Origin of the sequence: Bacillus cereus group sp. N24, assembly GCF_016483345.1 — a bacterium.
GTDB classification, from domain to species: Bacteria; Bacillota; Bacilli; order Bacillales; family Bacillaceae_G; genus Bacillus_A; species Bacillus_A toyonensis.
In genome coordinates this window covers 148,359-173,653 of the sequence record NZ_JAEHCA010000010.1, presented here as the reverse complement: position 1 = coordinate 173,653, position 25,295 = coordinate 148,359, and the positions used below count along the sequence as shown (strand labels likewise).

The window sequence follows — 25,295 nt, the reverse complement described above, 5'->3', positions numbered from 1 at the left end:
ACTTTATAGATTTATTGCTAATTACATACGTTTTATAATTATATATTTGTTATTATTTCTTGTATTTATACTTGACTTTCAATGTACTTATCATTTCTTATTTTAGTTAACATAACGTTTATTTGTAACAAAAAAATCCTCCTCACCTTAAGGAAGATTTTTTAGCTTGCTATTATATTATTTATATTTTTTTAGTAGCAATCCCAATTGTAAATGACATTGGAAAAATCTAGTTTTAATAAATCTTCCTTACGAATAAATAAATTAGCAACACCAGAATCTCCCCACATAATATTTAATGAATCGTCTGTATCAATTTGCAGCAATAATATATCATGTTGCTGGTATTTCTCTTCCCATTCTCTTGGATCTGTCTGTGTAAAAAATGGATAACCGCCGATTTTATGTCCTTGTTCTTCGCATAAATCATCATACAGTTCGCCTAATTCTGTATTATTTTCTTCATCAACGATTTGTTCCCAATCAATGTTATCGTTAAAAATCATTTCAAATCGATAATCTCTAGATGTTACTGGTTGATAATTCAATTCAAACTTTAGTTTTGCTGCTTCAGGTATGATAAAATCCTCTGAATCTAAAGTGTTTAAATAACTGAAATCAGTAATAACCTTAGTTAAATCTACTGTAATTGTAGAATGATACATAATTCGAAAATCTTTTTGGTCAGTTGGATGATCAAAATCTGCTCCAAAAAGCTCATCATCAGCACTTACGAAAAACTGTAACATACCATTTTGAGGCATATATTCAATATGAGGCATTTCTTCAAAGTTTAATTGAGCAAGTAGCATCATCGGTTGCCCATTTGAGTCTTTAGGATGCTCTTGATCTATAGGTAAATACGGATGACCACTAAACTTACTCTCAAAAAGAGTTGTCTCTGCTAATGTTCCAGAAACTTTAACATACGGTTTCACACTTTCTTCTAAAATACTAAGATACTGTTCTAGTTCTTTCGGAATTTGAAGTTGATACGTATTCTTCATCACATTTGCCTCCCTTTAATAATGAATTGAAAATGCCTTACTTAATTATATAGTAAGAGATAGCTTCATTGAAAATTGTTAAAAGTCCGTTATCATCCTCGTTTTTTGCGCACTTGGTGGACAAAGTAGATTATGTTCTAAAACCTTTTTATTAATAGTTCGAATTAAATCCGCTGCTTCTGCAGTATTTGTAGTTTCTTTTAGCCTTTCTTTTAAATCATCAATTTCCTTTGAAAGCTCAATCCACCTAGGTAAAACATGATTATTTTTCAAAGTTCTATACAGTTGTTTTTCAGGATTATACGAAAGATCTTTATCTAGATTTAGAGGTTTCCCTTTACCTGGCAAATTATCAAAAGACCCTTTCTTTTCTGCTTCTTTAACGATAGAACTAATATGATCCTCATACGTATAGGACCAAATTTTCTCATCTTTTACTAAAATCTCTTGCTTTTTTAGTTTTTTATCTAGTTCTTCTTGATTCATAAAATCTCTCTCCTTTATATTTTATAGTAGCGTTTTTGTAGGTTTTTACGCTTTCAATCCATCGAATAACTTTTCTCGCCACCAAACACCGTCATGACCGCCTTGAAATTCTTCATAAGTAATTTGGTATCCTTTTTCTTTTAAAGCTTTATACAGGCGTCTATTGGCTGTTAAAAGAGGTTTGTTTTCAAGTTCTCCTGCTGCTATATAAAAATGAGGTTGCATCGCATTTGAATCTATAGATGAAATTTGATTTTCAATCCAAGGAATTATATTTTCATAACCATCCTTTTTCCAATGTACGGATCCAGACATTGACAACACGTTCCCGAAAACATGTGGATTTTGAAGCGCTGCATAAAAAGCTGCTAAGCCACCAAGACTGAAACCGGCAATTGTTGTATATTTCGCGTCTTTATGCACACGATACTTAGCATGAATCCACGGCAGTAATTCCTCTGTTAAAAATATATTCATTTTATCGTTATAAGTTAGCTCTTCTAGCCGATCAACTGGTTCTATAGCAACAGCAATACAAGATGGGATTTCTTTTGTGTGAATTAAATAATTGAGTGTTCTTGCGATTGAAAGGTTATTAATGAATGAATTCCCATCAAATACAATGAGAAGTTCTTGAAGATGTGAAGTGTGAGAATAATCATGAGGCGTATAAATATGAATTTTACGTGTGTTATTTAAAATCGTACTATGAAAAGAATATGTTTCAATTTTTCCGGATGGATAATGTTTTGAAGGAAAACGACTGCTATACTGCACTTCCATTCCTGTGTTTAACATAGACGCTTTATTGGCACCTTCTCCAAATGTATTTCCATTAAATTGGTCTAGTTGGTACTGTCCACTACGCTTTATCCAATCATTTTTGAAAAAATCGTTTACTGAAAAATAGTACGTTGAAATAAAACTCTTATCCGTCCTAAACGTTTCATACCAAATATCTGTCTGTAACAATCGTTTTAATTGATTTACAGACAGATCCCAACCAGGAAAACTGCCGAATACATAAACATTTTCAGTTTTTCGGTCCCTTAACCAAATATACGTTATAAGCTTATACTGATTAGCTACAGGACATTGTTCTATTAGTGGCGTATTATTCGACTTTATTTCATGCAAAAAAGTATAAAAAGCTTTCTCGTTTCCATTTTTTAATTGATTATTCAGTTCCTCTAACTTAGGACTAATTATTGAAGTCACCCCCACTTCCTCCTTCGTTGTAGTTCTTTCTTTTTATTAGGAAAGTTTATCAATTGCCTGAACAGATAGTTCCAACGCTTTTATTCTTCTTGTTAAAAGAGTTCTTTGCGGACTACCTACTTTAGACTTATCAAAAGCCCTCTCTATTGATGGAAGCAAACCAACAAGGACATTACGAGCTTCTATTAACTCTTCTTGACTATACTGATGACTTTGTTGATTCCAAGCGTTTTCTAGCGCTGCTAACCCTATGCAAACAGCTTTAAATCGTTTTTTCACTAATGTAGTATTTGCACCTTTTTGAGTCATTTGTGACAGTGCATTTTCAAGTTTACGAATTGTTGATTGTAAAGATTTTATTGATTCCGATTTGTCTAGATTTGATACGTTTTCCATTTTACTGTTGTTCCTCCTGGCTTAACTTATTTAATACTGGATATAATAAGTACTTAATTTCACTCGAAATATTTTATCATAAATAACTAACTATATTCGAGGTGGATAATGGATTAAAGGAAAACGGTATCTAAGCGCCTCTCCCTCCCTTACATCATTCTATATGTACTTCTTTCTTCGTATTAGAATCCCTATATAAACAAGGTATTAAAATTGTATTTTTTATGAAAAAAAACGCACAAGCAGCATAACTTGTACGTTTTAATTTTTATTCAGTAAGATAATATAGTAATAGTTTTCGCGCTTTCTCATAATTCATGAAATCTCTATACAAAACGGGATACTTCACAATTTCTGTTTCTATAGAACGATATTGCGGAAACCATTCGAAAAATGATTTTCTCAGCCACTTTATTTGCTCAAACGAAATCTCCTTTTCGTTTTCATTAAGTACGTAACTCAAAGTCCCTGCTGTATGCATCCAATAATAATTTAAATCAGCGCTTATACAATCATCTTCTGTGAACATATTTTTATAATCTTTCCGTATTTTTTGAATGTCACAATTCGGAAATGGTTTATATAGAGGACTATGCATTTTTTGCAATTCATTAAACATAACTTGTTTTCCTAACTTCAAATACCCACTCCTTTATTTCTCTATCCAATTTAATAAGTTTTCATAGTGATATTGAGCATCGATATACCCAAGATTATATAGATTAACAAGCTTTTCCTTATTTCTTTCTATTCCGCTTATAGGAAGTTGTACGCTAGGCTGAATAACATAAAAATTATCTTTTTGTTCTTTTTGATTCATATAAGATATCGTCTCATTATAAAAACGATAATGCTCTACTAAAGTCTCTGCGATTTTCGGATATTTTCTATATAAAATTTTAGCCAGGCCAGAAAATTTATTTCGCTGCTTCTCATATCCTTCTGGTTTTGTCATAATAACAACGTTCTTTTCATAACCATCATTTTGCGCTTTAAAAACTGGTATAGGATCTATAATCCCTCCATCTAACAACTTTCGATTATCGTATTCTACAGCAGGTGCTATAAACGGGACAGAGCTTGATGCACGAATGATTTTTAAAATATCATTTCCATGTTCCTGTTTATTATAATAAACAGCCTGTCCTGAATCGCAATCGGTCGTTCCAATTACAAACTGTTCATTTGAATGTAGGAAAGTTTGAAAATCAAACGGTACAATTTTGTTTGGTACTTCATCAAATAGAAAATCCATACCAAATAATTCACGTTTTCTGATTAAATTTCGATAAGATATATATCTGTGATCTGCTACTAGCTCTGTATTCACTTTCTTATTCCTTCCTTTTTGACGTGACAAATAGGTTGCTCCCATACACGCTCCAGCAGATACACCGACTACATACGGAAAGAATAAGTTTTGTTCCATGAAATATTCGAGTACTCCTGCAGTATATAAACCTTTCATTCCTCCGCCCTCTAATACTAAACCAATATTCTTCATGCTATATCCCTCTACTCCTTTTTTCTTACTTACATATTAGCACAAGATTTTAAGATGAGGTTATATAATCGAATTGCAACAATAACCAGAAACTACTAAAGTAATGTCATAATTTCTTAGTAAGTAGCATGGTACAATATAAGTAACACATCCCACATATATTAAAGGAGGAATTTCATATGGGTTTATTTAGCGGTATTTTAGGAAATGCATCGAATGCGAGTACAGAAAGTGTAGAACGTGATTTAGAGAAGATTATGCTAGACGATGAGAAAGTTGAGCATGCTTATAAATTAATTCGCGATTTAATCGTATTTACAAATCGTCGTCTTATTTTAGTAGATAAACAAGGAATATCAGGTAAAAAAACAGAGTATCATTCTATTCCTTATAAAAGTATTACACAATTTAGCATTGAAACAGCTGGGCATTTTGATTTAGATGCAGAGCTTAAAATTTGGGTGTCTAGTATGGATGATCCAATTGCAAAAGAATTTAAAGGTGACGATAGTATTTTAAGCATTCAAAAAGCGTTAGTAACATATACGACAAAATAGTTATTTTGTATTTTTATTCATTTATGAAATTACTAACCCGAATATTTTGGAAGTATATACAATGTATTTGTATATTTAATCTATATTAACATAAAAAGGTAAAGCGTATTTCTAATGCTTTACCTTTCTTTTTTGTAATAAATAAGTGTAGCTTTATCATTTAATTTCTTTATAACTTCTGTTCTTTTATAACCTATCTTTTCATATAAAAAACAATTTCTCTCTTCTTCTAAAATAGTAGCAAGTTCCCAACTCATCGCTTCAGGAAACATCTCCTCAATTAATAATAATACTTTTTGAGCAATTCCTTTTCCTTGAAACTCTGGATGTATGAACATAGGACTTATCCAAAATTGATTTGTTTTTTCTTTGTAATATATACATATTGCCCCGACAAACTGACCATCTACGATAATTTTATAAAATCCACCATTCGGGTATTTAATTCTTGTCATCGTTCGTTGAATCGGCTCATTCGCTGGACTCGTCTCATAGTCTTGGTACTTCTCTAATAACGGATAAAATGATGTAACTTGCATTGTGAATATGTCCACTGCATCTTTCTCAGTTGCTCTTTTTAGTATAATATTCATCTTACCAATCTAGGCGCTTTCTTAATGAAGTAATATGTGCTGTATGATGACGACCGTGCCATGCGTATAATCCAATTGCAACAGCAAGTTTTGTTTCACCAGATTCAGGATGATTAAATGTCTTTTCTAAATCAGTAGGTTCTAATGAATATAAAAGGTTAACCCATCTTTTATGTAATGAATCTAGCATTACTAGTGAAACATCTACAGGTAGTTTCGAATCTGGCAATTCTGCCCACTTTTCTTCTTTATACGGTTTAATAGTTGGATTCTTTTCTGTTAGTGCTAATTTAAAGCGTATGTAACTATTCATATGGCTATCAACAACGTGATGAACAACTTGACGAACTGTCCATCCGCCAACGCGATACGGTGTGTCTAGCTGCTTCTGATCTAAATCTTTAATTGCCTTTGCTAAATCAGTAGGTACATCCTCAATTTCTTGAATCCATTTATCAATCATTTCCTCAGTAATAGGACGCTTGTATGTAAATTGACCAATTGGATAACGTAAATCATTCATGAATAAGTCCCCCCTATTATTTTGAACACAAAGTAGTTCTACAAATATAATGTACAAAATTTACACGTTCTCCGTTTAATTCTACAGAAGTTGTATCTGCTTCATTTTTAAAAGAAAATCCGCTTTTTTCTAGTACAATTTGTGATGCAAGATTATTAGTCGTTGTTTTAGCATGAACCTCATTAATTTCATTATTTTTCGCTACGTCTAAAATTAATTTTACAGCTGCTGTTGCAACTCCTTTTTTAGTGAATTTTTCTCCGACTCGATAACCTAACGAACTGATTCGAGTTTCGGTATCTATATTTACTAAGTTAATTCGTCCTACAATTTCTTTTTCTTCATTACGAATTAAATAAAAATAAGAATTTCCATCTGCCTGTTCTATTAATAAATCGTCTAATAGTTTTTGAAAATATTCAAAATCGAAATATTGCGAACCACGATTTGGTACCATCGTTTCAAAAAAAGATTTATTCGTAAGTTCAAACGTAAATAAATCCGCAGCATCTTGTTTTTTTAGTTGCTCTATGTATATTTCCATTCCGTATTCTCCTTCTTGATTTACTAACTGTTATACATTCTTTTTTAATCAATTATATTCCTGCTATTTCTTTCGATTAAGTAATACAGCTAGTAGCACTTTCGGATGAAAAAGGTGAAATGGACTACGAATTAAATTCATCACTCGTACTAACCGAATATAAACATCAGAATCACTTGCGGAAAGTCGATATATTTGTTTCGTATACCATAGCTGAAATTTTTGTTTCGTAGTTAATTCTCTCTTTAGCTGCGGGTGACGTGATATTTCCGTTGTTGTCATATCCCAAGGGATTTCTATTATGTCAGCTGTCTTTTTATAAAATTGTTGTGTAAATGTTTTATCGAGCTGTTTTCTACTTTGCAGAAGTAATTGCAATTGGTGAGCTTCCATAGCAGCAACTGAAACACCTTGACCGAAAACAGGATCAAAACGACATTGTGCATCTCCAACTACTAACAACCCTTCTGGTACATTGTTAACTAAATCAAATCGCCGACGTACTTGATAAGGAATTTTGTATGTCTTTATATCAGTAATCCCCTCAGCTTTGTTTAGAAACTCTGTTACATTAGAGATTGATAGATTTTCAGCAAAATCATAAAATTCATCATCTGTTTGTGGTGCTTTCTCATTTGCGTATCCACTGAAAGTAACAAAATAACGATTATCTTCAATCGTTTGAATAAGAACGCCATAAGGGTTTTCAGGGAAACTCGGAGACATTAGCATATTACAACAGTCTAACTCCTCATTTTCTTTAAGTTGGAACATTTTTGTTGCGTAAAATAAATCGATACGAACTTTCTCTTCTTGTACTTCAATTTCGTATTCTCGTAGCCACTCCATACTTTTTGAGCCAAACCCACTTGCATCAACTACAATATCTGCATGAACTTCTTCTTGCATGCCTGTCTCTAAATATTTAACTTTTACTCCACACACTTTGTTAAGCTTCCCATCTACTAATAACCCATTAACCAATGTTTTATATGTAATAGTAATATTTGAAATTTGATCAATTCGTTTTTGAATATGCCATTCTAATAAAGGACGACTTTGTTGAATCATATGAACTTCCCCTATGAATGGTTGTTTCCATAGACCAAATTGATGCCATTTCAAATCACGCGTAAAGTTATTTATAATACTGCCCGCTTTTATTAATTCATTCGTAATAGTAGGAAACAATTCTTCAATTGCTTTTTCTCCACCTTTTAATAACACGTGAGGATGATCGCTTTGTGGAACTCTTTTTCTTGAAGCTTTTCCATCCCATTTGTCACCGACTTCTAAAATGATTACTTCTTTAAAAGAAGTTGATAATGCCTTTGCTGCAAACTTTCCCGCCATACTTCCACCAATAACAATAGCCTTATTAAACATATTCTCCCCCTTAATAAAAAGAGATCCTGTCGTGTATAAATGAAACAGGACCTTAATTACATTGCTTCTTTATCATTATAATTAAAATACATGAGTAAATTGCAACGTTAAAATTAAAATACCTAATCCCCATACGTAATACGCGAATACTTTTAAGGAATGATGTTTTAAATATTGAATCATCCATGAAACTGCTATGTAACCAAAGAAAGCTGCTGATAACGTTCCGACAATTAATGATGTACTAGAAATAGATTCTGCTTTCCCTTGAAAAACATCTATAAATTGCAAGATGATTGCTCCGACTATTGCTGGCGTAGATAATAAAAAAGAAAAGTATGCTGCTGTTTCACGGTCTAGTTTTCTCCATAAAGCAGCGACAATCGTCATTCCAGATCGAGAAATTGCCGGGAAAATAGCAGCCGCTTGAAATGAACCAATGATAAATGCATCTTTATATGTAATGTCGTCCATTTTTTTACGACCATCCTTTTGTTTATCGGCCATATATAGAAAGAAGCCTGTCACTAAAAACTCCCAACCGATGGTAATGCCTGTTTTTGAAATATCTTCAAAGAAGTCTTTAAATAATAAACCGATTACAACCGCAGGTATCGTCCCAACGATAAGTAATAACATAAGCTTTGAAAATGGATTTTTCATTAAATATATAAATTCTTTTTTGTAATAAATAAACACCGCAAGCAAAGTCCCAATATGCAGCATCGTATCTAAAAACAATCCCGCTTCATCTAATTGAAACAAATGCCGTCCTAAATAAAGGTGCCCTGTACTACTAATCGGTAAAAACTCTGTTAATCCTTGAATTATACCTAAAATAAATGCTTCTAACCAATTCATGATGGTCTCCTTTCTCGTTTGCTTGTACCAATATATGAAGGTTAAATTTTCGATATGAAAAAAACTATATTTCTCTATGAATTTACTTTTAAATTATGGATATATATGTAAATAGAGTCGAGGTGGGTTAATATGTGGAGGCATACAAAATTCGGCAATGTATTACTTTGGGTGGGTCCTATCCTTGAGTTTTTAGGATTATGTATGACTAATGTTATTTCAGACATTCCTTTCTTTGAAGGAAAACATAAAACGCTCGGAATAATAATTTTATTTATAGGGGTTTTCTGTTTAATTGCTGCTAATTATTTTAAAAAAGGAGAAAGAAATGAAGAATAAAGCTAAATAAAAAAACAATCCCAGTATAAATGCTAGGATTGTTTTTCGTTTATGTTGCTTATTTATAGAATACTTTATCAACGTTATATTTTGCTTTGTATTCATTAATGATATATGTTTCGTAAATTTCTCTTTCTGTTGGATCTTCTACGATACATGCATCAATACGGTATACTTCGTCACGATGATTTTTAATTGGTGAAACATTGTCTTCAAAGTGTTTTTTAATACGTTGTCTAATTTTACGAGCTTTACCTACGAAAAGCAGTTCGTCATTAATATTGTAAAACATAAAAATGCCGCCTTTATCTCTAGGGAACAAGTGGAAATCGATAAAACCATTAATTGGAGTAATGATTGCCTCGTCTCCTTTAATAACTTGTTTACGTTCAGTAATTGAAACATCAGCTTCAGGAATATTAATTTTAATCAAGTTCATTCACGTCCTCTTTTATTATAAAGATAAATAATAGCATACATACGTAAGAAAAGCTATGTCCAGAGGCATATTTCATTTTATAATTCAAATATTATAGGTGTATCATGTAAACTCTTCTTCCAAATCATATGATCACTTGATTTTCCCCAATAACCCTTCAGTACATAACTAGGTTCTCCAAACTTCTTCGTCCACATATTTTGTGCTTTTTTGTATCCACTATCTAAACAGTATTCTGTTATTCCTCTGCTAAGTAATGTAAGATACATTGCATGTAATAGTAAACTCCCTATACCTTTTCTTTGATACTCAGGAAGTATAAATACAGTTCCTATTTCATACAAATCCTTAAGTACACCGCCTGTACAACTAGTAATCAATGTACTTGCTGGACCAATTTCAATTGTTCCAATCATTTTATCGTTATTTGTATCTATCGCTAATAAAAAGTAACGATTTTCTCCATTACTATCAAAATCATCTTTTAAATATTGCTTTTTCAAATTAATTTCATTTTCTATGTCACCCAATAATTGTGATAATCCTTCATTTTTATATGTATCCGTAATAACTATACGGAAAAACAAGTGAAGTTCCTCTAAATCATCCAAATTCGGCCTTCTAATCGCAACGTTAGTCATGAATGAATTCTCCAATCTATGAAAATATACGAGAACAGCTTATATTGTAAATGTATTTTGGTGTTAAACAATAACCTTATCATGTGAATTGCTTCTTTTTGAATTTATATATCATCACAACGTATATTCGTCTAAAACTATTATATGACATGATTAATACAATACTTTATATACTCTATTCAATATTATTCTACAAAAACCCGCATAGATCCAGCAGTAAAGAAAGCTCAGTACAAAGATTGATAAAATATTTTTTATGTCTAAAGTTGTATGAACAGTAGGGCCAAGTACTGGAAAACGGAAAATATCGAGAATGATCATAATACCTATAAGTAGGCATATCGCAGAAAAGGAAACAACCCATATTCTCCTCCTTAATTTTGAAAAGGATACTCCTAACGCTATACCTAATAAGCCAGTAGTAAAAGGGAAAACAAATAGTTCGCTTGGTTGAATAATAAATAATAGAAAAATAGTTAGAACATAAGAAAGTATTCCCTCACGAATAGAATAACAAATAGCAAAGAAAATAGGTAACGTCGCAAATGGACTAATGAGTAATCCTATACCAGGAATTAAGTTCCCAGCTGCTTGAAACATGGTGGCCAATGCGCTCATTAAAGCTGTCATTGCTAACTTATTTACAAGGGACAACTTTCTTTTATGAACAAAGTTCGCGTCATGCTCTATCATCAGTTGATACCAATAACGTACAAACCGATTCATCAAAATACCCCCTAAAGATACCTCATTCATCACTTTCTATATTATTCATACACTTTTTGTTTATGTGTTACTTTCTGCCTGGTTATCAATCACTATCCCGTAGTCATTTATTCATAGCAGTATGTTTAGGGAGACGACAGGTCGTGCATTTTGAAAAATGTAAACTGAGAGTTTATATCATATCAAGGAACAATCTCATAAATAGTACCTTTGTTAAAATCAGATACTTTCATAGAACCGTAAACACCTAAATATAATTTAGTTTGATCCAAATTTGTTCCTAAACTCATATAATAAGCTGCTTGCATACCAAAATCATAATTGGTTTCAATAACATGAAAGTCATTATGTTTACCGTCTGTACCGGCTCTAGTATATGCTAAAACCCCTTTAACTGGAGGGCGAGAATCTTCTTTCTTAGCGAGGTCAGTAAATACGATACTACCTGTTAAGTTTGGAAGTGCAGTCCCCATATATGGCTGAACTCCTGTAAGTGAAGTTCCTCCAAATTTATCCGGTCTAGAGTCTTTATGGAAATAACTAATAAGAGGCTGAATACGCTTCACTGATGTTTGGATTGTTTCATCATAATAAGCCATTGTCCTCTCATCCAAAGTAGGATTCTCAGAACAGTGTCTTATAAAAGAGGTTGGTAAATCTCCTTCCCATCCTCGCCAACCAAAATTAAGAAATCCTTCTTGATTAGGAGTAGAACTCATTAAATACGTTTGAACAAGTTCTGTAACCGGAATTGATTTATAATGAACAAACGAGAAAATCGACTCTACGATATCCTGTCCGACATTTCCAGCGTATTTGATATATTGATTATAAAACCTTTGGAATGTAATACCGGTTATATTTCGAACACCTTTCGCAATTAATGTAAGGGTTTCTTGTATAGATAAAGGAAGTTCATTAAAGCGCGTTACTACTGGAGGATTATGTATAAGTGTATTTTTACTTACATCGATTTCAATGATTTTACCGGCTATTTCTAAATCATCTTGGCTTAAATTAAACGGATCATAACCTAATCCACCATCTCCATTTGTAAAAACAAGTTTTCCAGTCTCCGGTGAAAAATTTAAACTATTAACGCCGTTATGATTGAAAAATGGCCTTCTTATATTAAGTAATGTTCTTCGTTTTTCAGGTTGACCGCTTGATTGTAAAATCCATTCCTCAACTGTATCAATATGGTCATATTGAGTATCTCTATTTACCCACTTTAAGTTTAAAGATTTAGGGTCACAAGGATTCGGGTTAAATTGTTCTGAAAGCGCACCAGGCCCTTGAGTTCCAGCTACTGAATAATGAAGGTAAAATAAACCGTTATGATTAAATTGTGGATGAAACGCTAGTCCTAGTAACCCTCGCTCATCATAGCCACTACTAGAAACACCTTCTTCAGATGTGCCTAATTTAATAATCCGATTACGAATATTTAAAAATGTCTTTATCGCTCCGTCTCCTATGTAAAAAATCTCTCCTAATTGAGTTGCGACAAATAGTCTTTCAGTTGAATCACCCGGAAGTATAGCGGTTTTCATCACAGTCGGTAAATTTATATTATGAACAATGGGTCGTAAACTAACTTGAATTTTTGTCAATTAACTTTACACCCCTTTTTCTTCTTTTTATAGAAGAATATGATAAGAGTAGTTCTATTAGTATTAAACAAACAATATTCCTTTTTATTACAATTTTGTATATAATATAAGTATATACAATCTAGGGGGACAAACGATGACAATCGTACTACAAATCATCTTACCACTAATTTTCGCAGTGTATTTATTTACCCTCTATCGTAATGAGCAGTTTAGATCAGCTTCATTCCTTTTAGCGGTCATAATTGGGATTTTCGGTTTAGAGAATATTTTTCAATATGCTAGTTTAACAGATCATGCTGTTTATCCATATTGGGGCAGTTTGAAAGCTGTTGTTATCATTTTATCAGTCGTATTTCTATTTAAAAAAGGTGGTCTGACAGGAAAATACTAATTTGTAACGCTATACATATTTTCTTGTCAGATTGCTTTTATTTTATAAAAGAAGAAATGTCCATGTAAAAACAAGAAGGAGTGTGTTACATATGTCTATAAATATTATTTCTATAGTTTCTATTATAATATGGATTGTGTTGATTACAGAACTTATAAAACCTTCAAAAGAACAGAATGGACGAAAAATCGTAACTTTATTATCTGCTGGTTCCGCATCGACAATTATTTTGACGGTTTCATTTATTCAAAATATCCCGTTTTGAAATTGGTAGTGATATAATTACAAGAAAATATTTATAAATAAAAAAGATTAGGATTCGCTCCTAATCTTTTTTATCATTCAATTGCACCAGCAACATCATAATCATTTAAATCCAATTCAATAGGCTGTCCGAGCGCTAGTTTAGCAAGTTCTGCTCCTAAGTATGGACCAGCTGTTAAACCTGAAGCTCCTAATCCATTCGCAACGAGAATTCCTTCAAAGTTAGGTATTGGTCCGATAACAGGTAAGAATCCTGGTGTGAATGGTCTGAATCCTACTCTCGTTTCAAGCATTGTAGCATCTTCTAAGCCAGGTGCAACTGCTAACGCTTTATGGAATACTTCATGTAAACCACCTGCAGTTACACGGTGATCGAAACCAGTATCATTCTCATGTGTTGCACCAATTACGACATGACCATTGTCAAATGTTAAAATGTATTGATCGTTTGGCGGCATAACAACTGGCATATTTTCTGTTGCTGTATTTTCCATTTGCAGGTGAACAATTTGTCCTTTTTGGAACGTAACTAAGAAATTAATTCCTAATGGGTTTAATATTTCATTCGCCCATGCACCTGCAGTTACAAGAACTTTTTCTGCTAAAATTTTTTCATCATTTACTTTAACACCCGTAATATGATTACCTTCACGGACTAATACTGCATCGCCTTTTATGAAAGCTGCACCATGTTTTTTCGCAGCGCTTATTAATGCGTTGCGTAATAATCTTCCGTTTACTCTTGCAGCACCACTAATATGAACAGAACTATATTCTTCTGATAATGCCGGGAATAATTTTTTCGTTTCTTCAGCTGATAAACGCGTAATTTCACCAATCTCTGGTGCATCTTCACGTCGTTTATAAGCTCGCTCTTCCATTTGATCTAGTTTTTTCTCGTCAGTATGTAAACTAATTGCACCTACACGGTTGTAACCTGTATCCGTTTCACCGTCTTCTTCTAATTGTTGAATTAACGAAGAATAGTAACGTGCACCGCTTTTAACGATTTTATACCACGCTTTATTACGACGTTGTGAAAGCCATGGACATACTATACCTGCTGCTGCATCAGTTGCTTGCCCTAATTGTTGGCGATCCACGATAGTAACATTCGCACCAGCCTTAGCCAGATGATAAGCAGTAGACGCTCCTAAAATTCCAGATCCAACTACAATATACGATTTCATTTCAAACACCTTTTCTCTTTGCTAATTATATAAATATAAGAACATTCTTAAGTATAAAAGAAGGAATTCTTTTTTCAATGTACTCATCGCAATTAATTGTTTCATCATTGTGACTTTCCTAATCGTTATTTTTTCTTCTTACGGAATAATTCAATTGTTTTATAGCCTTGTGAAAGGATCTCAATCATTTTCTCAAAACGTTTTTCACGTGTTTTTTCTTGTTTCACAGAAAATAAATTACGTGCCCAATCTTTTTGATATCCAGGAGTTAAACTTTGATAAAATTTAAGTTCATTGGGATGATTAGCTAATAAAGCTTCAACATCTTTAATTCGATCTGCATAATCGGCAACACATTGACTCATAGCAGGCGTTTTCGTCGCTTTTTTCTTTTCACGCTTTAAGCCTACAACAGTAAAGACGTCATCCATACTTACCATTCGAGCAAATTTAATTTCGCTTTCTCCTACATATCCATCTTCACCAACGCTTAATGCTGGAAACATCTCATCACGGTGAATAAACGTACTGTAACGAGCATTACCTTTTTTCGGATATGCGAAAAATACATAACCTTTTTCAAGTAATAATGCTTCATTACTAATAATAAAATTCGTTTGTTTCACCATTTCATCAAGCGTTTCAACAAAAATAAAAATAGCATCGTGTTCTTTTGAAAATGCAGTTTCTTTACCTGTGAAAATGTCATAATCACTTGGTTCGTTAATAACAACCATATTCGTATACTTATTAAGTTTCAATTTATCGATAACTGACATAATAATCTTCCTTTACATTCGAAATTCATTGTACATACTTTTTTATACTGTTCTAGTGTATTATATCTAGTTAGAAAATCAAACTTTAAATAGTATTATTCTGTTTCAAAAGAACAAAAATCTTTATTTGAAGAGCTGGTTTTACAAGAGGATGATGGAAAAAAACCAGTTTTTAATTCATATGAAGAGGCTGCAGAAACATTAAAAACATTAGAAGAAAACCTTTTAAACCAAAAATTATACAAATAGCCGATTCCGAATAAGAACAGGCTATTTGTATAATCATAACTCAATAGCAAATAGAGTATATAAAAGCTCTCTATATTGATCTTCTGTAATTTCACGCTTAGTTTTTGCTCCATACATCATTTCAGTTAAACTAGAATTCGTTAAAGAGATATGGCCAGCGTTCGTCAACTTTACTGCAATTGGTCCTTTATTGAAAATAGACTTTTCATCTTCTACCACTCTTCTTTGAACATCGTTTACTACTGTCTCGTCAATAATATGAGTATAAAAAGCATGACAAATTTTCCATTCTCCATCAACATCTATTCTTTCTAGAACATAATTGCCTTTACTCGTATCTTTTCGTCTCACCCGGTACGAACCGTTTTTTGAAGAAACAGACTCACCAGTAAAAGGTACAGGAACGAGAGGTACTAACGAAGCTATACCTACATCAATTAAATACTGTACGTTATCTTTATTTAAAATAATTGTTATATGTCCGTCCTCAAGTGCCCAAGCATTTATATCATTTTTATATACAGTACCTAGTGCGAGTTGTACATCATAACCACTATCTTTTAAAAAATAATAAAAAAGAGTATTTAATTCATAACAAAGCCCACCGCGGGAACTAGTTAAAATTTTCTCTTGTAAGTTTTTCATAGAAATTGCATTTATATTACCTGCTATAACATCTAAATTCTCAAACGGTATTGTGTGAGCAAATGCAAAGAGTATTGTACTTAATTCTTCAAACTTTATTTCAGTACCTTTTTCAAGGTTTAATCTTGTAAAGAGTTGGTCTTGTAAATTTGTCATATTCAGCACTCCTTAATAAGTTATAAGTTAAAATAATATATGCTGATTGTATATGTGATGAGGTACTGTAACAATGTACATTTCGATTAACTGTACCGGTACAAAAATTCTAATTCACAAGATAACCTAATATAAGAAATTAAAATAAGAGGCATCATTAAAATGCCTCTTATTTACTCTGGGATGCTACGAATATAAATGTAATAGTTTGTCTATGGATACACTATTAATATTACTTAAATCAATAAAATATTGAAGTTGCCACATTTGGCTCTTTTTAGCTTGATTACTAACAGGGTTATCCCATATAGGATAAACTCTCATAGCCATCTTTCCTTTTTGACTTTGAGTTTTTAATATTTTTTCTTCAAGAAGAATCTCTTTTGGGAAAATAAATTGTCCTAGTTTATGATCATTAATACATGTGATAACTAATAAGTCAGGAGCAGCGTCATAAGAAAACGCTTGATTTTGCATGTTTTCATTTTTCTCCCAAAAAGAAACAAATTGACCAATTTTGTTAGGAGTAATTTTTGATACTCTAAAACGTATCGTTTTGTTATTTAAGTGAAATAACGCCCCAGCATACTCTGAGTTTTGTCTTTCTTCTTTTAGATTAGTGATTATTAAGTTATTAGGTTTATATACTATGTCATTTAAATTTTGAATGATATCATTAAAGTTGTTCAAGTAAACTCCCCCTTTATCCACCTTTTAGTTTATCACAAACATTAGTTCTTATATATCGTGTAGATAATATATAGTAATAACGACGTGAAAAAGAGGGTTATTTTAGTGGAATATGATTATGCAGGTTGACTAGATTATTTCAATGTACCCAATTTTTCAATTGCTTGTTGTTCAGTTGCTAAATAAAAAATATTATTACCTTTATTACATTCATAAATGAAGTCTTTTAAGCTTTTACTAGTGTACATAGAAAAATCCCCAACGATAGCAATCTTTACCTTGTAGTTTATAAACTTTTGAAGGATATCGCCCGCAAGCCGTGTTTTTAGATCAAAGAAATCTTCACTTATTAAAGATTTATGGATAATAATATGTTTCGCATCTACATCATATTGAACTGTTGCCATAGTATCTAATGCAGACTGAACATCCGATATTAATACCTTATCGTTTCTAATGACCGCAATATTGATTCCATCGATTACTACTTTCTTTATTTATTTCCATAGTCCCACCCCTTTATAATTTACACAGTATGAGTAAAATTGTTTTACAAAACTTCGTATTAATCATAGATTAAATTAGCCGCAGCTATTAAAATCGCCTCTATTTTTTATTGTAAATATCTATTTTTTATTACTAATACGGTCAATGAAATTAATGATAGTTTCTTTTTTGTATTTTTGAATATATATATAATTGCTTTTACTTGTTATAAAAATATTGTGGAGTAACATAACTTAACAAACTATCCAAAGTGTTAATCTCGGCATATGGTTGTATTTTGGTAGTATTCTTGATTTTCTGAGGGTTAAACCACACACCTTTTATATTTGCATTTTGAGGACCAGCAATATCCTTTTCTAAGTCATCCCCAACAAATAAAGTATTTTCCGGTTGTAAATTTAGCTCATTTAATGCTAGTTCGAATATACGTTTATCAGGTTTACTAAATCCCACTTCTTCAGAAATAATGATTGTTTCAAAATACCTATTTAAATTCGTGTTAAATATTTTAGCTTTTTGCCTCTGAGTTGATCCATTTGTTATAATTCCAACTTTAAAGTGCTTCTTTATTTGATTTAAGAAATGAATAGTATTTTGGTCTATTGAAAAACATCTAGGGAAATTATTATTCCAAAAATCTTGGATGTAATTGCGTGGCAATCTATACCTTGGCGTGAATTCATCAAACAATGATTCTAAAACTGTCGTTTTATTACTTATGCCATATTCTCTTTTATCGTATTCTTTGAATTTCTGTAACATGTTGCTTTTAGCCGCACCATCTACATTTTCATAACACTTTTCTAAAACAATTAAAAATAATGCCTCTACTGCTTTATTCCTATCAAGTAATGTATCATCTAAATCAAACAGCATCGCTTTATAACCCATCAAATAATTTCACAACCTTTCTCGCATGATTTAAATAATCCTTAGTTCACACCTTAAGCGTTTACTAAATTAGCAAAAAAACTCTAAAGTTTGTGACGTACACTCTATAATTTCGCTAGCTTTTTTTTATTGAAATTCATTTCCGTTTCCCCTTCTAGTAAGTAGCGAAAGTATATGTTCACACAGTTTAAGAAATCACATGTAGTTCCCAATATTATACATTAGTTTTTTAGAAATATAAATCGTTCAGCTTTTCATACGATAAGTTTTTTCAAGCATACAATTATTTTTTCATAAAACGGAATATGGCTAATAATATTTTTTTGGAGAATACACATTCTTGAAAATGAAGCTAATACGTTAAACGTCCTATGAAGTTCCTATTGTATCTCCACATAAACTCCAGATAGTACGGCTATAATGACTACCAGAGGTGATATTATGAAAAACTATCATATTCTCGTGGTAGAGGACGATCAAGAAATTCAGGAATTAATTAAACAATTTTTAATGACACAGCATTATACAGTGGTAGTCGCTTCAGATGGACTAGAGGGTATGACACAATTTAATAATCAATCATTTGATTTAATTCTTCTAGATGTCATGATGCCCAATCTTAATGGGTTTGAAGTTTCTAAAATGATTCGAAGTCAGTCAAACGTACCAATTATTATGCTAACTGCGTTGGAAGAAGAGGAAGATCAAATGAAAGGATTCGACCTTGGGATCGATGATTATATAACAAAGCCCTTTTCATTTCATGTTTTGATTAGACGAGTCGAAGCTGTACTTAGAAGAAGTTATGATAAAAATGTAAATAATCATTTGATATTTAAAGAAGTGCGTATTGATGTGGATGCATATAGAGTATATGTAAATGACGTTGAAATTATATTAACGACAAAAGAGTTTGAAATTCTACAACTACTATTTCAAAATGAGAGAAAAGTACTCACAAGAGAAAATATCGTTGAAAAGGTTTGGGGTTACGATTATTTTGGAGAAACACGAATAATCGATACACATATTAAAAACCTACGCAAAAAATTAGCTATCCCTTATATTAAAACAATAAAGGGTATTGGATATAAAATTGATGAATAGTATTGTGAAACTCATGAAAATGAAGCAAATTACTTATAAACTCTTTATGACTACATCTCTCATTTTATTATCCTTTGCAATATTGATTTATTTAACTTTATACTTCTTTCTTCCGACGTTTTATGAGCAATATAAAACAGATCAACTTCAAACAGGGATAAACGAAATCATTGATAAATCTAAAAATCTTACGTTTCAAGATGCGATACCACTTTTTGATGAATACGCCAAAAAAAATAATGCGATGCTTTATCTTCAAAATAAAGAAGGAATAATTATTTACTCTCCTTCATTTTCTTTTATTCAAAGTGGTACGCAAAAAACAGTAGTTACTAAAGCAACACGATTCGAGAATGCAAGTACCCTTAGCAATTCATATAACGTTACGAAACCAATTCAATTTCAAGATGGTAGTTTAACGCTTGTAGTGTTTGCTACATTTCAACCGATTGATGAAGCTTCACAGGTTTTAGTACGCTTTCTCCCCTATATTAGTATCATTGTGCTCGTTATTGGTATAGGGAGTGCTTATTTTTATTCCAGGTTTATTACAAAGCCACTTATTTATATTAATGAAGGTGCACAAAAGATGGCAAATTTGGATTTCTCCGAAAAAATTGAGGTTCGCTCTACAGATGAGTTAGGAGAATTATCTAATAGTTTGAATGACATGTCTATTAACTTGCAACAAGCTATGTTTGATTTAAAAAAAGCAAATGAACAATTAAAAAATGATATTGAAAAAGAAAGAGAAATAGAAACAAAACGCAGAGAGTTTTTTGCGATTGTAGCACATGAATTAAAGTCCCCTCTTACTGTAATGAAAGGATACTTAGAAGGAATGATATACAATATTGGCCCTTATCAAAATCGCGATCAATATTTAAAGAAGAATCATCAAATTATTGAAAGTATGGAACAATTAGTTCGTGAAATTTTAAGCGTATCGAAATTAGAACAACATACCTTTAAACTAAAAGTAGAAAAAGTTAATCTTTCAAAGTTAATAAATACAATTACAAAAGATCTCGAATTTTTCGCTTCACAAAAAAACATCCAAATAATAAAAGAAATTGATTCTGATCTTTCTGTTTATACAGATTATGTTCTTTTAGAAAAAGCATGTAAAAATATTATCCATAATGCGGTTATGTATTCACCACATAATGAAAAAGTTTATATACAGTTAAGTAAGGATCCTAAACAAGGTCAAATTAAAATGCAAATTATGAATACAGGTGTCAATATTAAAGAAGAAGATATACAACAAATTTTCAAACCGTTTTATCGAATTGAAAAATCAAGGAATCGAAATACTGGAGGAAGCGGTTTAGGGCTATATATTGTAAAACAAATTCTTGAAACGCTAGATATAAAGTATTCTATAAAAAATATGGAACATAGTGTGCAATTTTGCATGAACATTCCATTATCTAAACAAAAAACAAACAAACTCCCCTCTTAGTAGGACGAGTTTATTTGTTTTTGTAGTAAGTATAAACTTATGATGAAATCATTATAGTGGAAATAGATTATGAAATTGATTCAAGTTTAGGATAGTTCATTTTATAATTTGATTTTGGAGTTAGCATAACAATTATATATATAAAATCCTTAAATGGATTTGATCACTAGTTGGTTTTAGAAAACCTATAGTTATTACCATTGATGTTGAGGTACAGACCGCAAATCAGAAAAAAACCACACTAAGAAAAATAAAAGCCTTGCTGCATTTGAAGTGTGGCAAAGCTTTTTTAAATTGCTCAATTCTTGTTCCACTAACGTCTTTGTTAGCTAGCACTTTAATTGTTTTAATAGCCTTTTGTTTAATTCCCACAATGCTGTTTTGTTGCTATCCCATTTCAAAAGGGTTACTGCTTCCTCAAAGCATAACCATTTATAATTGAAGTGTTCCTTAGATAATGAAATATTTTTTGTAGGAACTTTAACTCCAAAAGAAAATTCTTTTATTACATAAACTTCTTCTCCCCAAAGGAATCCTCCAACTACATCCTCTACTGGTAATGACGACACAGAATCTAATGTTATATATGGGCATTCTCTTATAATACCAGCCTCTTCGAACGCTTCCCGTTTTGCTGATTCAATAGGAGTCTCACCATCTTCTCCACCACCAGCTATTCCTTGCCAATAACCATAATCACTTCGGTTAAAAATGGCATATCGAATGGAATCATCAGTTTTTATATAAGGAAAAATCAATACTTGATATGGTGCTCTCATTGTTTAAGCTCCTCCCGAAAATAAGCTTTAAATACATATGAACAATTTATTCACTAACTTGCCATTTTAGTGAATAAAGAGCCGACATCACAATTCTACATTAATAATGCAGGTTTAAGGTCGCGGCTCTCCATTTTTAAAGAATTTTATTTTTCATAAACGGGGGTCACCATACATTTCCATCAACTCAAGAGGTTTTAATACCCTCAAAAGCTTCATCCTTTCTAAGCAAGATAAATTAGAAAGGATGACGTTTTCTTATGAATCCCTCGATTCAAGATGAACTACTACCATTTGCAGAAGAATTACAACGATATCACACGTACGGTTTCCGAATCCATCATATCCATACGCATTGATCGTTCCATCTGCTAATGTTTCTTTCTTTAATTGATTAATAGAATCGTATTCATAGGAAACAGTTCGTAAAGATTCGCCCTATATTTCTAACGCATTAAGATTTATAAAAGTTTTTTACAATTTTATATTTGATTTTTTTAGTAACTCAACATATTATATCGTTAGAACTGAGTTACATATTTAAAAATCATAATCTGGAAAATCTGCAGATGTGCGGGTTCTTTTTTGTAACATAACATCAGAAAGTAGAGGTGAAACGAATAGGAACTTTAAAGTCTTTAAAACGTGATGCATTTCTTTTTATTGCGATGTTAATTTATTTTTATGGCATCTTCATCTCAATACTTATTATGGACAGTACATTTAACTGGTTAAGCTTTATACTTGCACTGCTATCCCTATGTGCCTTAGTCTTCACCATACAAGACATTAAAAATAAGAATTACAGAATAAAATAAAAAAGCATCTGATTCAGATGCTTAACTCTCAATTTTATAAAATATTGACGCCCATGACCATACAGCTACCAAATACAATACATAGTAAACCTAACAGGATTAAAAACTCTGGTAGATCAAAGTGGTCTAGTAGCGCACCTATTAATAATCCAAAGGGATAGAATACAATTTCGATCCAGGTTACGCCCCCTGCTTTTTTTATTTCTCGGTAAGATACAATGCTAACAATTAAAATGCCTAACACAATCAATCCTATCCCTAACATCATTCATCAATTCACCCTTTTTAAAATTTAAAAATCTAGCTTTTCACTTTCATATACTACTCTTTTACACGTGCCAGTAAGTCCCGCAGCTTATTTTCTACAGGATGTTCTTGATTTTCTGGTACTTCTCTTCCATTTGATGAAAAGCTTTGTGAGCATGCACTTTGTGTAACTTCAAATTTTGCATATGGGAAAGTGTGCTCATTTTCTTCACCAACGTTTTCAGTAGTGCTTCCATTTGAACCAGCGCGTATGCAGTTCTCGTCAAGTTTTGTGCGCTTCCCTTCCTTGTTTACCGTGTAATAGGTATCGTTGACCGTACCATATTTCATATCGGCTGTAGATGTTACTGCGGTTCCGTCTGCGGTGAATGTAACTACACGAAAACCATCTTCTTCTGGCAACAATTCCGCTCCAGGTACATTGTATAGTACCACTAAATCTCCTTCGTACGCTTCAGGAATGAGATAAATCGTATTTGTGGTGTCTTTTCCAAATCGGATACAACCGCTTAATACAATCATAAAAAAGATTCCGAAATAAATTATTACGTTTCTCATAGAGTCTCTCCCGTTATTTGTAAGAATGGTATAGTATTTATTATATAATGCAATATATTTCCTTGGATAGAATAAGTTTCTGGTTTAAAGACAGCTTTCCTTAGCTTGATGGTGATGTGGTATTCCCTAAAAAGAAAGACTAAGGAAGGTCCCATAAACTAAAGCTCTCCTTTAGTTGAAAAAAAGGAATCCTCTCATGTTTCTCACTTTGTAAATCTTATTGTTTACTAAAGATAAAGTGGTCTTCAGGCTTCCAAACGTGCAGATGGTCAGCAATGTATCTGCGTAGCCACAACATGACATTAATTCGTCTAGGATAAAAGCCATTTGAAAAATCATCGTCTTTAGATAATATTTCCGATGATATTGTGATGGAGCTTGTTGTTTTTGTGATTTTTATAAATAAAATTAATGGATATATTAAAAACCGTACTCATAAATGGAACAAATGTGTTACTTAGATTGTCTATTACGTATAAAAAGGTGTTCTTGGTAGTTCTCTCCTTTTGTAATGCAAGAAATACAAGATGAGTCCTATCCTGTACATTTGTTAATTGTATTGGTATGTAAAATACCAATACAAAATCCATAAATTTTTGAAAGAGGTTGAAAATGTATGATCGTTCCAAAGAAGTTTTTTCACATTTCGCATTATAAAAAGATGCTACCTGTAGTATTACTTTCATGTGTAACGCTTATAGGCTGTTCCAATAGTAATATTCAATCCGAACCTCCGAAACAAACAAAACAAGAAAATACAAGTAATCATTCTTTTGTTAAACTTGAAAAAGAATATGATGCTAAACTTGGTATTTATGCATTGGACACAAGTACGAATCAAACTGTTACTTATCGTTCAGATGAACGTTTTGCATACGCATCTACCCACAAAGCACTTGCTGTTGGAGCACTGTTACAACAGAAATCAATAGAAGATTTAGAACAAAGAATTAAGTATACTAGCAAAGATCTTGTGAATTACAATCCAATTACTGAAAAATATGTAGATACAGGTATGACTTTGAAAGAACTTGCGGATGCTTCCATTCGATATAGCGATAATACTGCACAAAATCTTATTCTTAAGCAATTAGGTGGGCCAAGTGAATTCAAAAAATCACTGAGAGAAATAGGAGATACTGTCACAAATCCTGAACGTTTTGAACCAGAATTAAACGAAGTGCAGCCAGGAGACACTCGTGACACTAGTACCCCAAAGGCATTAGCTACTAGTCTTCAAGACTACGCGCTAGGCGATATACTTTCAATTGAGAAACGAAACTTTTTAATAGATTTGATGAAAAGAAATACTACGGGGGACAACTTAATTCGTGCTGGAGTTCCAGGAGAATGGGAAGTAGCCGATAAGACTGGCTCTGGATCTTATGGAACAAGGAATGATATCGCAATCATTTGGCCACCAAATAAGAAGCCAATTATTCTTGCGATACTTTCTAATCATGCGAAAGAGGATGCGAAGTACGATGATAAGCTTATTGCAGATGCAACGAAAATAGTGTTAGATGTTTTAAAAGTAACGAATAAATAATAATAGTCATGAATGTAAGCTACTCCTACTTTACGGTACATATCGTTTGAAAGACATTTACGTATATAAACGCTAAGAAGTATCATTGAATGTATTTAAATTATTCAATACCAAATAATAAGCATCTCTTGTTAAAAGGGTGATTATGTTTTAA

General features: G+C 32.0%; 30 protein-coding genes. 6 read left to right on the top strand and 24 right to left on the bottom strand.

The window, feature by feature from the left end; all coding sequences use genetic code 11:
• Nucleotides 1–191: 191 nt before the first annotated feature.
• The 6 genes from JDS95_RS16685 to JDS95_RS16660 form a co-directional block, all read right to left on the bottom strand.
• Nucleotides 192–1,007 carry a YwqG family protein gene (locus tag JDS95_RS16685; protein WP_199690690.1) on the bottom strand — a complete coding sequence of 272 codons (816 nt, stop codon included), beginning with the start codon at nucleotides 1,005–1,007 and terminating at the stop codon, nucleotides 192–194.
• 78 nt (nucleotides 1,008–1,085) lie between these two features.
• Nucleotides 1,086–1,493, bottom strand: coding sequence for a DnaJ family domain-containing protein (locus tag JDS95_RS16680; protein ID WP_199690689.1), 408 nt, complete (start codon nucleotides 1,491–1,493; stop codon nucleotides 1,086–1,088).
• A gap of 45 nt (nucleotides 1,494–1,538) precedes the next feature.
• Nucleotides 1,539–2,711, bottom strand: a complete 1,173-nt coding sequence (locus JDS95_RS16675) for an alpha/beta hydrolase (protein ID WP_199690688.1) — start codon at nucleotides 2,709–2,711, stop codon at nucleotides 1,539–1,541.
• 36 nt (nucleotides 2,712–2,747) lie between these two features.
• Nucleotides 2,748–3,107, bottom strand: a complete 360-nt coding sequence (locus JDS95_RS16670) for a hypothetical protein (RefSeq protein ID WP_000432671.1) — start codon at nucleotides 3,105–3,107, stop codon at nucleotides 2,748–2,750.
• A gap of 268 nt (nucleotides 3,108–3,375) precedes the next feature.
• A complete protein-coding gene (locus JDS95_RS16665; protein WP_000765930.1) occupies nucleotides 3,376–3,747 on the bottom strand; it encodes a YxiJ-like family protein in 372 nt (123 codons plus the stop codon).
• A gap of 12 nt (nucleotides 3,748–3,759) precedes the next feature.
• On the bottom strand, nucleotides 3,760–4,611 hold the full coding sequence (locus JDS95_RS16660) for a patatin-like phospholipase family protein (RefSeq protein WP_000789300.1): 852 nt from the start codon (nucleotides 4,609–4,611) through the stop codon (nucleotides 3,760–3,762).
• 179 nt (nucleotides 4,612–4,790) lie between these two features.
• Between JDS95_RS16660 and JDS95_RS16655 the strand changes: the two genes are divergently transcribed.
• Nucleotides 4,791–5,168 carry a PH domain-containing protein gene (locus tag JDS95_RS16655; RefSeq protein WP_000522467.1) on the top strand — a complete coding sequence of 126 codons (378 nt, stop codon included), beginning with the start codon at nucleotides 4,791–4,793 and terminating at the stop codon, nucleotides 5,166–5,168.
• A gap of 119 nt (nucleotides 5,169–5,287) precedes the next feature.
• Here JDS95_RS16655 and JDS95_RS16650 read toward each other — a convergent pair whose 3' ends face one another.
• From JDS95_RS16650 to JDS95_RS16630, 5 genes are all read right to left on the bottom strand, one after another.
• Nucleotides 5,288–5,761, bottom strand: a complete 474-nt coding sequence (locus JDS95_RS16650) for a GNAT family N-acetyltransferase (protein WP_001021464.1) — start codon at nucleotides 5,759–5,761, stop codon at nucleotides 5,288–5,290.
• Between the two features lies 1 nt (nucleotide 5,762).
• A complete protein-coding gene (locus tag JDS95_RS16645) occupies nucleotides 5,763–6,284 on the bottom strand; it encodes a YfiT family bacillithiol transferase (RefSeq protein WP_000999060.1) in 522 nt (173 codons plus the stop codon).
• A gap of 16 nt (nucleotides 6,285–6,300) precedes the next feature.
• Entirely contained in the window at nucleotides 6,301–6,828 is a 528-nt protein-coding gene (locus JDS95_RS16640; protein ID WP_000409226.1) for a GNAT family N-acetyltransferase, read from the bottom strand.
• Nucleotides 6,829–6,891: 63 nt separating this feature from the next.
• Nucleotides 6,892–8,214: an NAD(P)/FAD-dependent oxidoreductase gene (locus tag JDS95_RS16635; RefSeq protein ID WP_199690687.1), complete on the bottom strand. Its 1,323-nt coding sequence runs from the start codon at nucleotides 8,212–8,214 to the stop codon at nucleotides 6,892–6,894.
• A gap of 81 nt (nucleotides 8,215–8,295) precedes the next feature.
• On the bottom strand, nucleotides 8,296–9,075 hold the full coding sequence (locus JDS95_RS16630) for an undecaprenyl-diphosphate phosphatase (RefSeq protein ID WP_001104284.1): 780 nt from the start codon (nucleotides 9,073–9,075) through the stop codon (nucleotides 8,296–8,298).
• Between the two features lie 132 nt (nucleotides 9,076–9,207).
• On the opposite strand from JDS95_RS16630, the gene JDS95_RS16625 reads away from it, so the two are divergent.
• The gene (locus JDS95_RS16625) at nucleotides 9,208–9,414 is read left to right on the top strand and encodes a hypothetical protein (RefSeq protein ID WP_199690686.1); all 207 of its coding nucleotides are present in this window, start codon (nucleotides 9,208–9,210) and stop codon (nucleotides 9,412–9,414) included.
• Nucleotides 9,415–9,472: 58 nt separating this feature from the next.
• On the opposite strand, the gene JDS95_RS16620 is transcribed toward JDS95_RS16625, so the two are convergent.
• From JDS95_RS16620 to JDS95_RS16605, 4 genes are all read right to left on the bottom strand, one after another.
• Entirely contained in the window at nucleotides 9,473–9,853 is a 381-nt protein-coding gene (locus JDS95_RS16620) for a nucleotide excision repair endonuclease (protein WP_001048938.1), read from the bottom strand.
• A 77-nt stretch (nucleotides 9,854–9,930) separates the two neighbouring features.
• The gene (locus JDS95_RS16615) at nucleotides 9,931–10,494 is read right to left on the bottom strand and encodes a GNAT family N-acetyltransferase (RefSeq protein WP_199690685.1); all 564 of its coding nucleotides are present in this window, start codon (nucleotides 10,492–10,494) and stop codon (nucleotides 9,931–9,933) included.
• Between the two features lie 153 nt (nucleotides 10,495–10,647).
• Nucleotides 10,648–11,220, bottom strand: coding sequence for a YybS family protein (locus JDS95_RS16610; protein WP_085450237.1), 573 nt, complete (start codon nucleotides 11,218–11,220; stop codon nucleotides 10,648–10,650).
• Nucleotides 11,221–11,402: 182 nt separating this feature from the next.
• Nucleotides 11,403–12,833: a PQQ-dependent sugar dehydrogenase gene (locus JDS95_RS16605; RefSeq protein ID WP_199690684.1), complete on the bottom strand. Its 1,431-nt coding sequence runs from the start codon at nucleotides 12,831–12,833 to the stop codon at nucleotides 11,403–11,405.
• A 136-nt stretch (nucleotides 12,834–12,969) separates the two neighbouring features.
• Here JDS95_RS16605 and JDS95_RS16600 point away from each other — a divergent pair, with 136 nt between their 5' ends.
• Complete coding sequence (locus JDS95_RS16600; protein WP_097855058.1) at nucleotides 12,970–13,227, top strand: hypothetical protein; 258 nt, start codon at nucleotides 12,970–12,972, stop codon at nucleotides 13,225–13,227.
• Between the two features lie 338 nt (nucleotides 13,228–13,565).
• On the opposite strand, the gene JDS95_RS16595 is transcribed toward JDS95_RS16600, so the two are convergent.
• The 6 genes from JDS95_RS16595 to JDS95_RS16570 form a co-directional block, all read right to left on the bottom strand.
• Nucleotides 13,566–14,681 carry an NAD(P)/FAD-dependent oxidoreductase gene (locus JDS95_RS16595; RefSeq protein WP_199690683.1) on the bottom strand — a complete coding sequence of 372 codons (1,116 nt, stop codon included), beginning with the start codon at nucleotides 14,679–14,681 and terminating at the stop codon, nucleotides 13,566–13,568.
• 125 nt (nucleotides 14,682–14,806) lie between these two features.
• Complete coding sequence (locus tag JDS95_RS16590) at nucleotides 14,807–15,460, bottom strand: YdeI/OmpD-associated family protein (RefSeq protein WP_000110842.1); 654 nt, start codon at nucleotides 15,458–15,460, stop codon at nucleotides 14,807–14,809.
• Nucleotides 15,461–15,742: 282 nt separating this feature from the next.
• Nucleotides 15,743–16,510 carry an arylamine N-acetyltransferase family protein gene (locus JDS95_RS16585; RefSeq protein ID WP_000183392.1) on the bottom strand — a complete coding sequence of 256 codons (768 nt, stop codon included), beginning with the start codon at nucleotides 16,508–16,510 and terminating at the stop codon, nucleotides 15,743–15,745.
• Nucleotides 16,511–16,696: 186 nt separating this feature from the next.
• The gene (locus JDS95_RS16580) at nucleotides 16,697–17,200 is read right to left on the bottom strand and encodes a MepB family protein (RefSeq protein WP_001058755.1); all 504 of its coding nucleotides are present in this window, start codon (nucleotides 17,198–17,200) and stop codon (nucleotides 16,697–16,699) included.
• 134 nt (nucleotides 17,201–17,334) lie between these two features.
• Nucleotides 17,335–17,697, bottom strand: a complete 363-nt coding sequence (locus tag JDS95_RS16575; RefSeq protein WP_199690691.1) for a DUF4180 domain-containing protein — start codon at nucleotides 17,695–17,697, stop codon at nucleotides 17,335–17,337.
• A gap of 208 nt (nucleotides 17,698–17,905) precedes the next feature.
• Nucleotides 17,906–18,598: an HAD family hydrolase gene (locus JDS95_RS16570; protein ID WP_139823490.1), complete on the bottom strand. Its 693-nt coding sequence runs from the start codon at nucleotides 18,596–18,598 to the stop codon at nucleotides 17,906–17,908.
• A gap of 441 nt (nucleotides 18,599–19,039) precedes the next feature.
• On the opposite strand from JDS95_RS16570, the gene JDS95_RS16565 reads away from it, so the two are divergent.
• On the top strand, nucleotides 19,040–19,705 hold the full coding sequence (locus tag JDS95_RS16565; protein WP_000800729.1) for a response regulator transcription factor: 666 nt from the start codon (nucleotides 19,040–19,042) through the stop codon (nucleotides 19,703–19,705).
• A complete protein-coding gene (locus tag JDS95_RS16560) occupies nucleotides 19,698–21,170 on the top strand; it encodes a sensor histidine kinase (RefSeq protein ID WP_001084877.1) in 1,473 nt (490 codons plus the stop codon). Before JDS95_RS16565 ends, JDS95_RS16560 begins: the two co-directional genes overlap by 8 nt.
• Before the next feature lie 329 nt (nucleotides 21,171–21,499).
• On the opposite strand, the gene JDS95_RS16555 is transcribed toward JDS95_RS16560, so the two are convergent.
• From JDS95_RS16555 to JDS95_RS16540, 3 genes are all read right to left on the bottom strand, one after another.
• Nucleotides 21,500–21,949, bottom strand: coding sequence for an NUDIX hydrolase (locus JDS95_RS16555; protein WP_001202617.1), 450 nt, complete (start codon nucleotides 21,947–21,949; stop codon nucleotides 21,500–21,502).
• Between the two features lie 852 nt (nucleotides 21,950–22,801).
• On the bottom strand, nucleotides 22,802–23,035 hold the full coding sequence (locus tag JDS95_RS16545; protein ID WP_000979111.1) for a hypothetical protein: 234 nt from the start codon (nucleotides 23,033–23,035) through the stop codon (nucleotides 22,802–22,804).
• Nucleotides 23,036–23,088: 53 nt separating this feature from the next.
• Nucleotides 23,089–23,592 (bottom strand): DUF6843 domain-containing protein, encoded by a 504-nt coding sequence (locus JDS95_RS16540; protein ID WP_085450240.1) that lies wholly within the window; start codon nucleotides 23,590–23,592, stop codon nucleotides 23,089–23,091.
• Between the two features lie 616 nt (nucleotides 23,593–24,208).
• Here JDS95_RS16540 and bla point away from each other — a divergent pair.
• Nucleotides 24,209–25,141: a class A beta-lactamase gene (gene bla / locus JDS95_RS16535; protein ID WP_085450241.1), complete on the top strand. Its 933-nt coding sequence runs from the start codon at nucleotides 24,209–24,211 to the stop codon at nucleotides 25,139–25,141.
• Nucleotides 25,142–25,295: the final 154 nt, after the last annotated feature.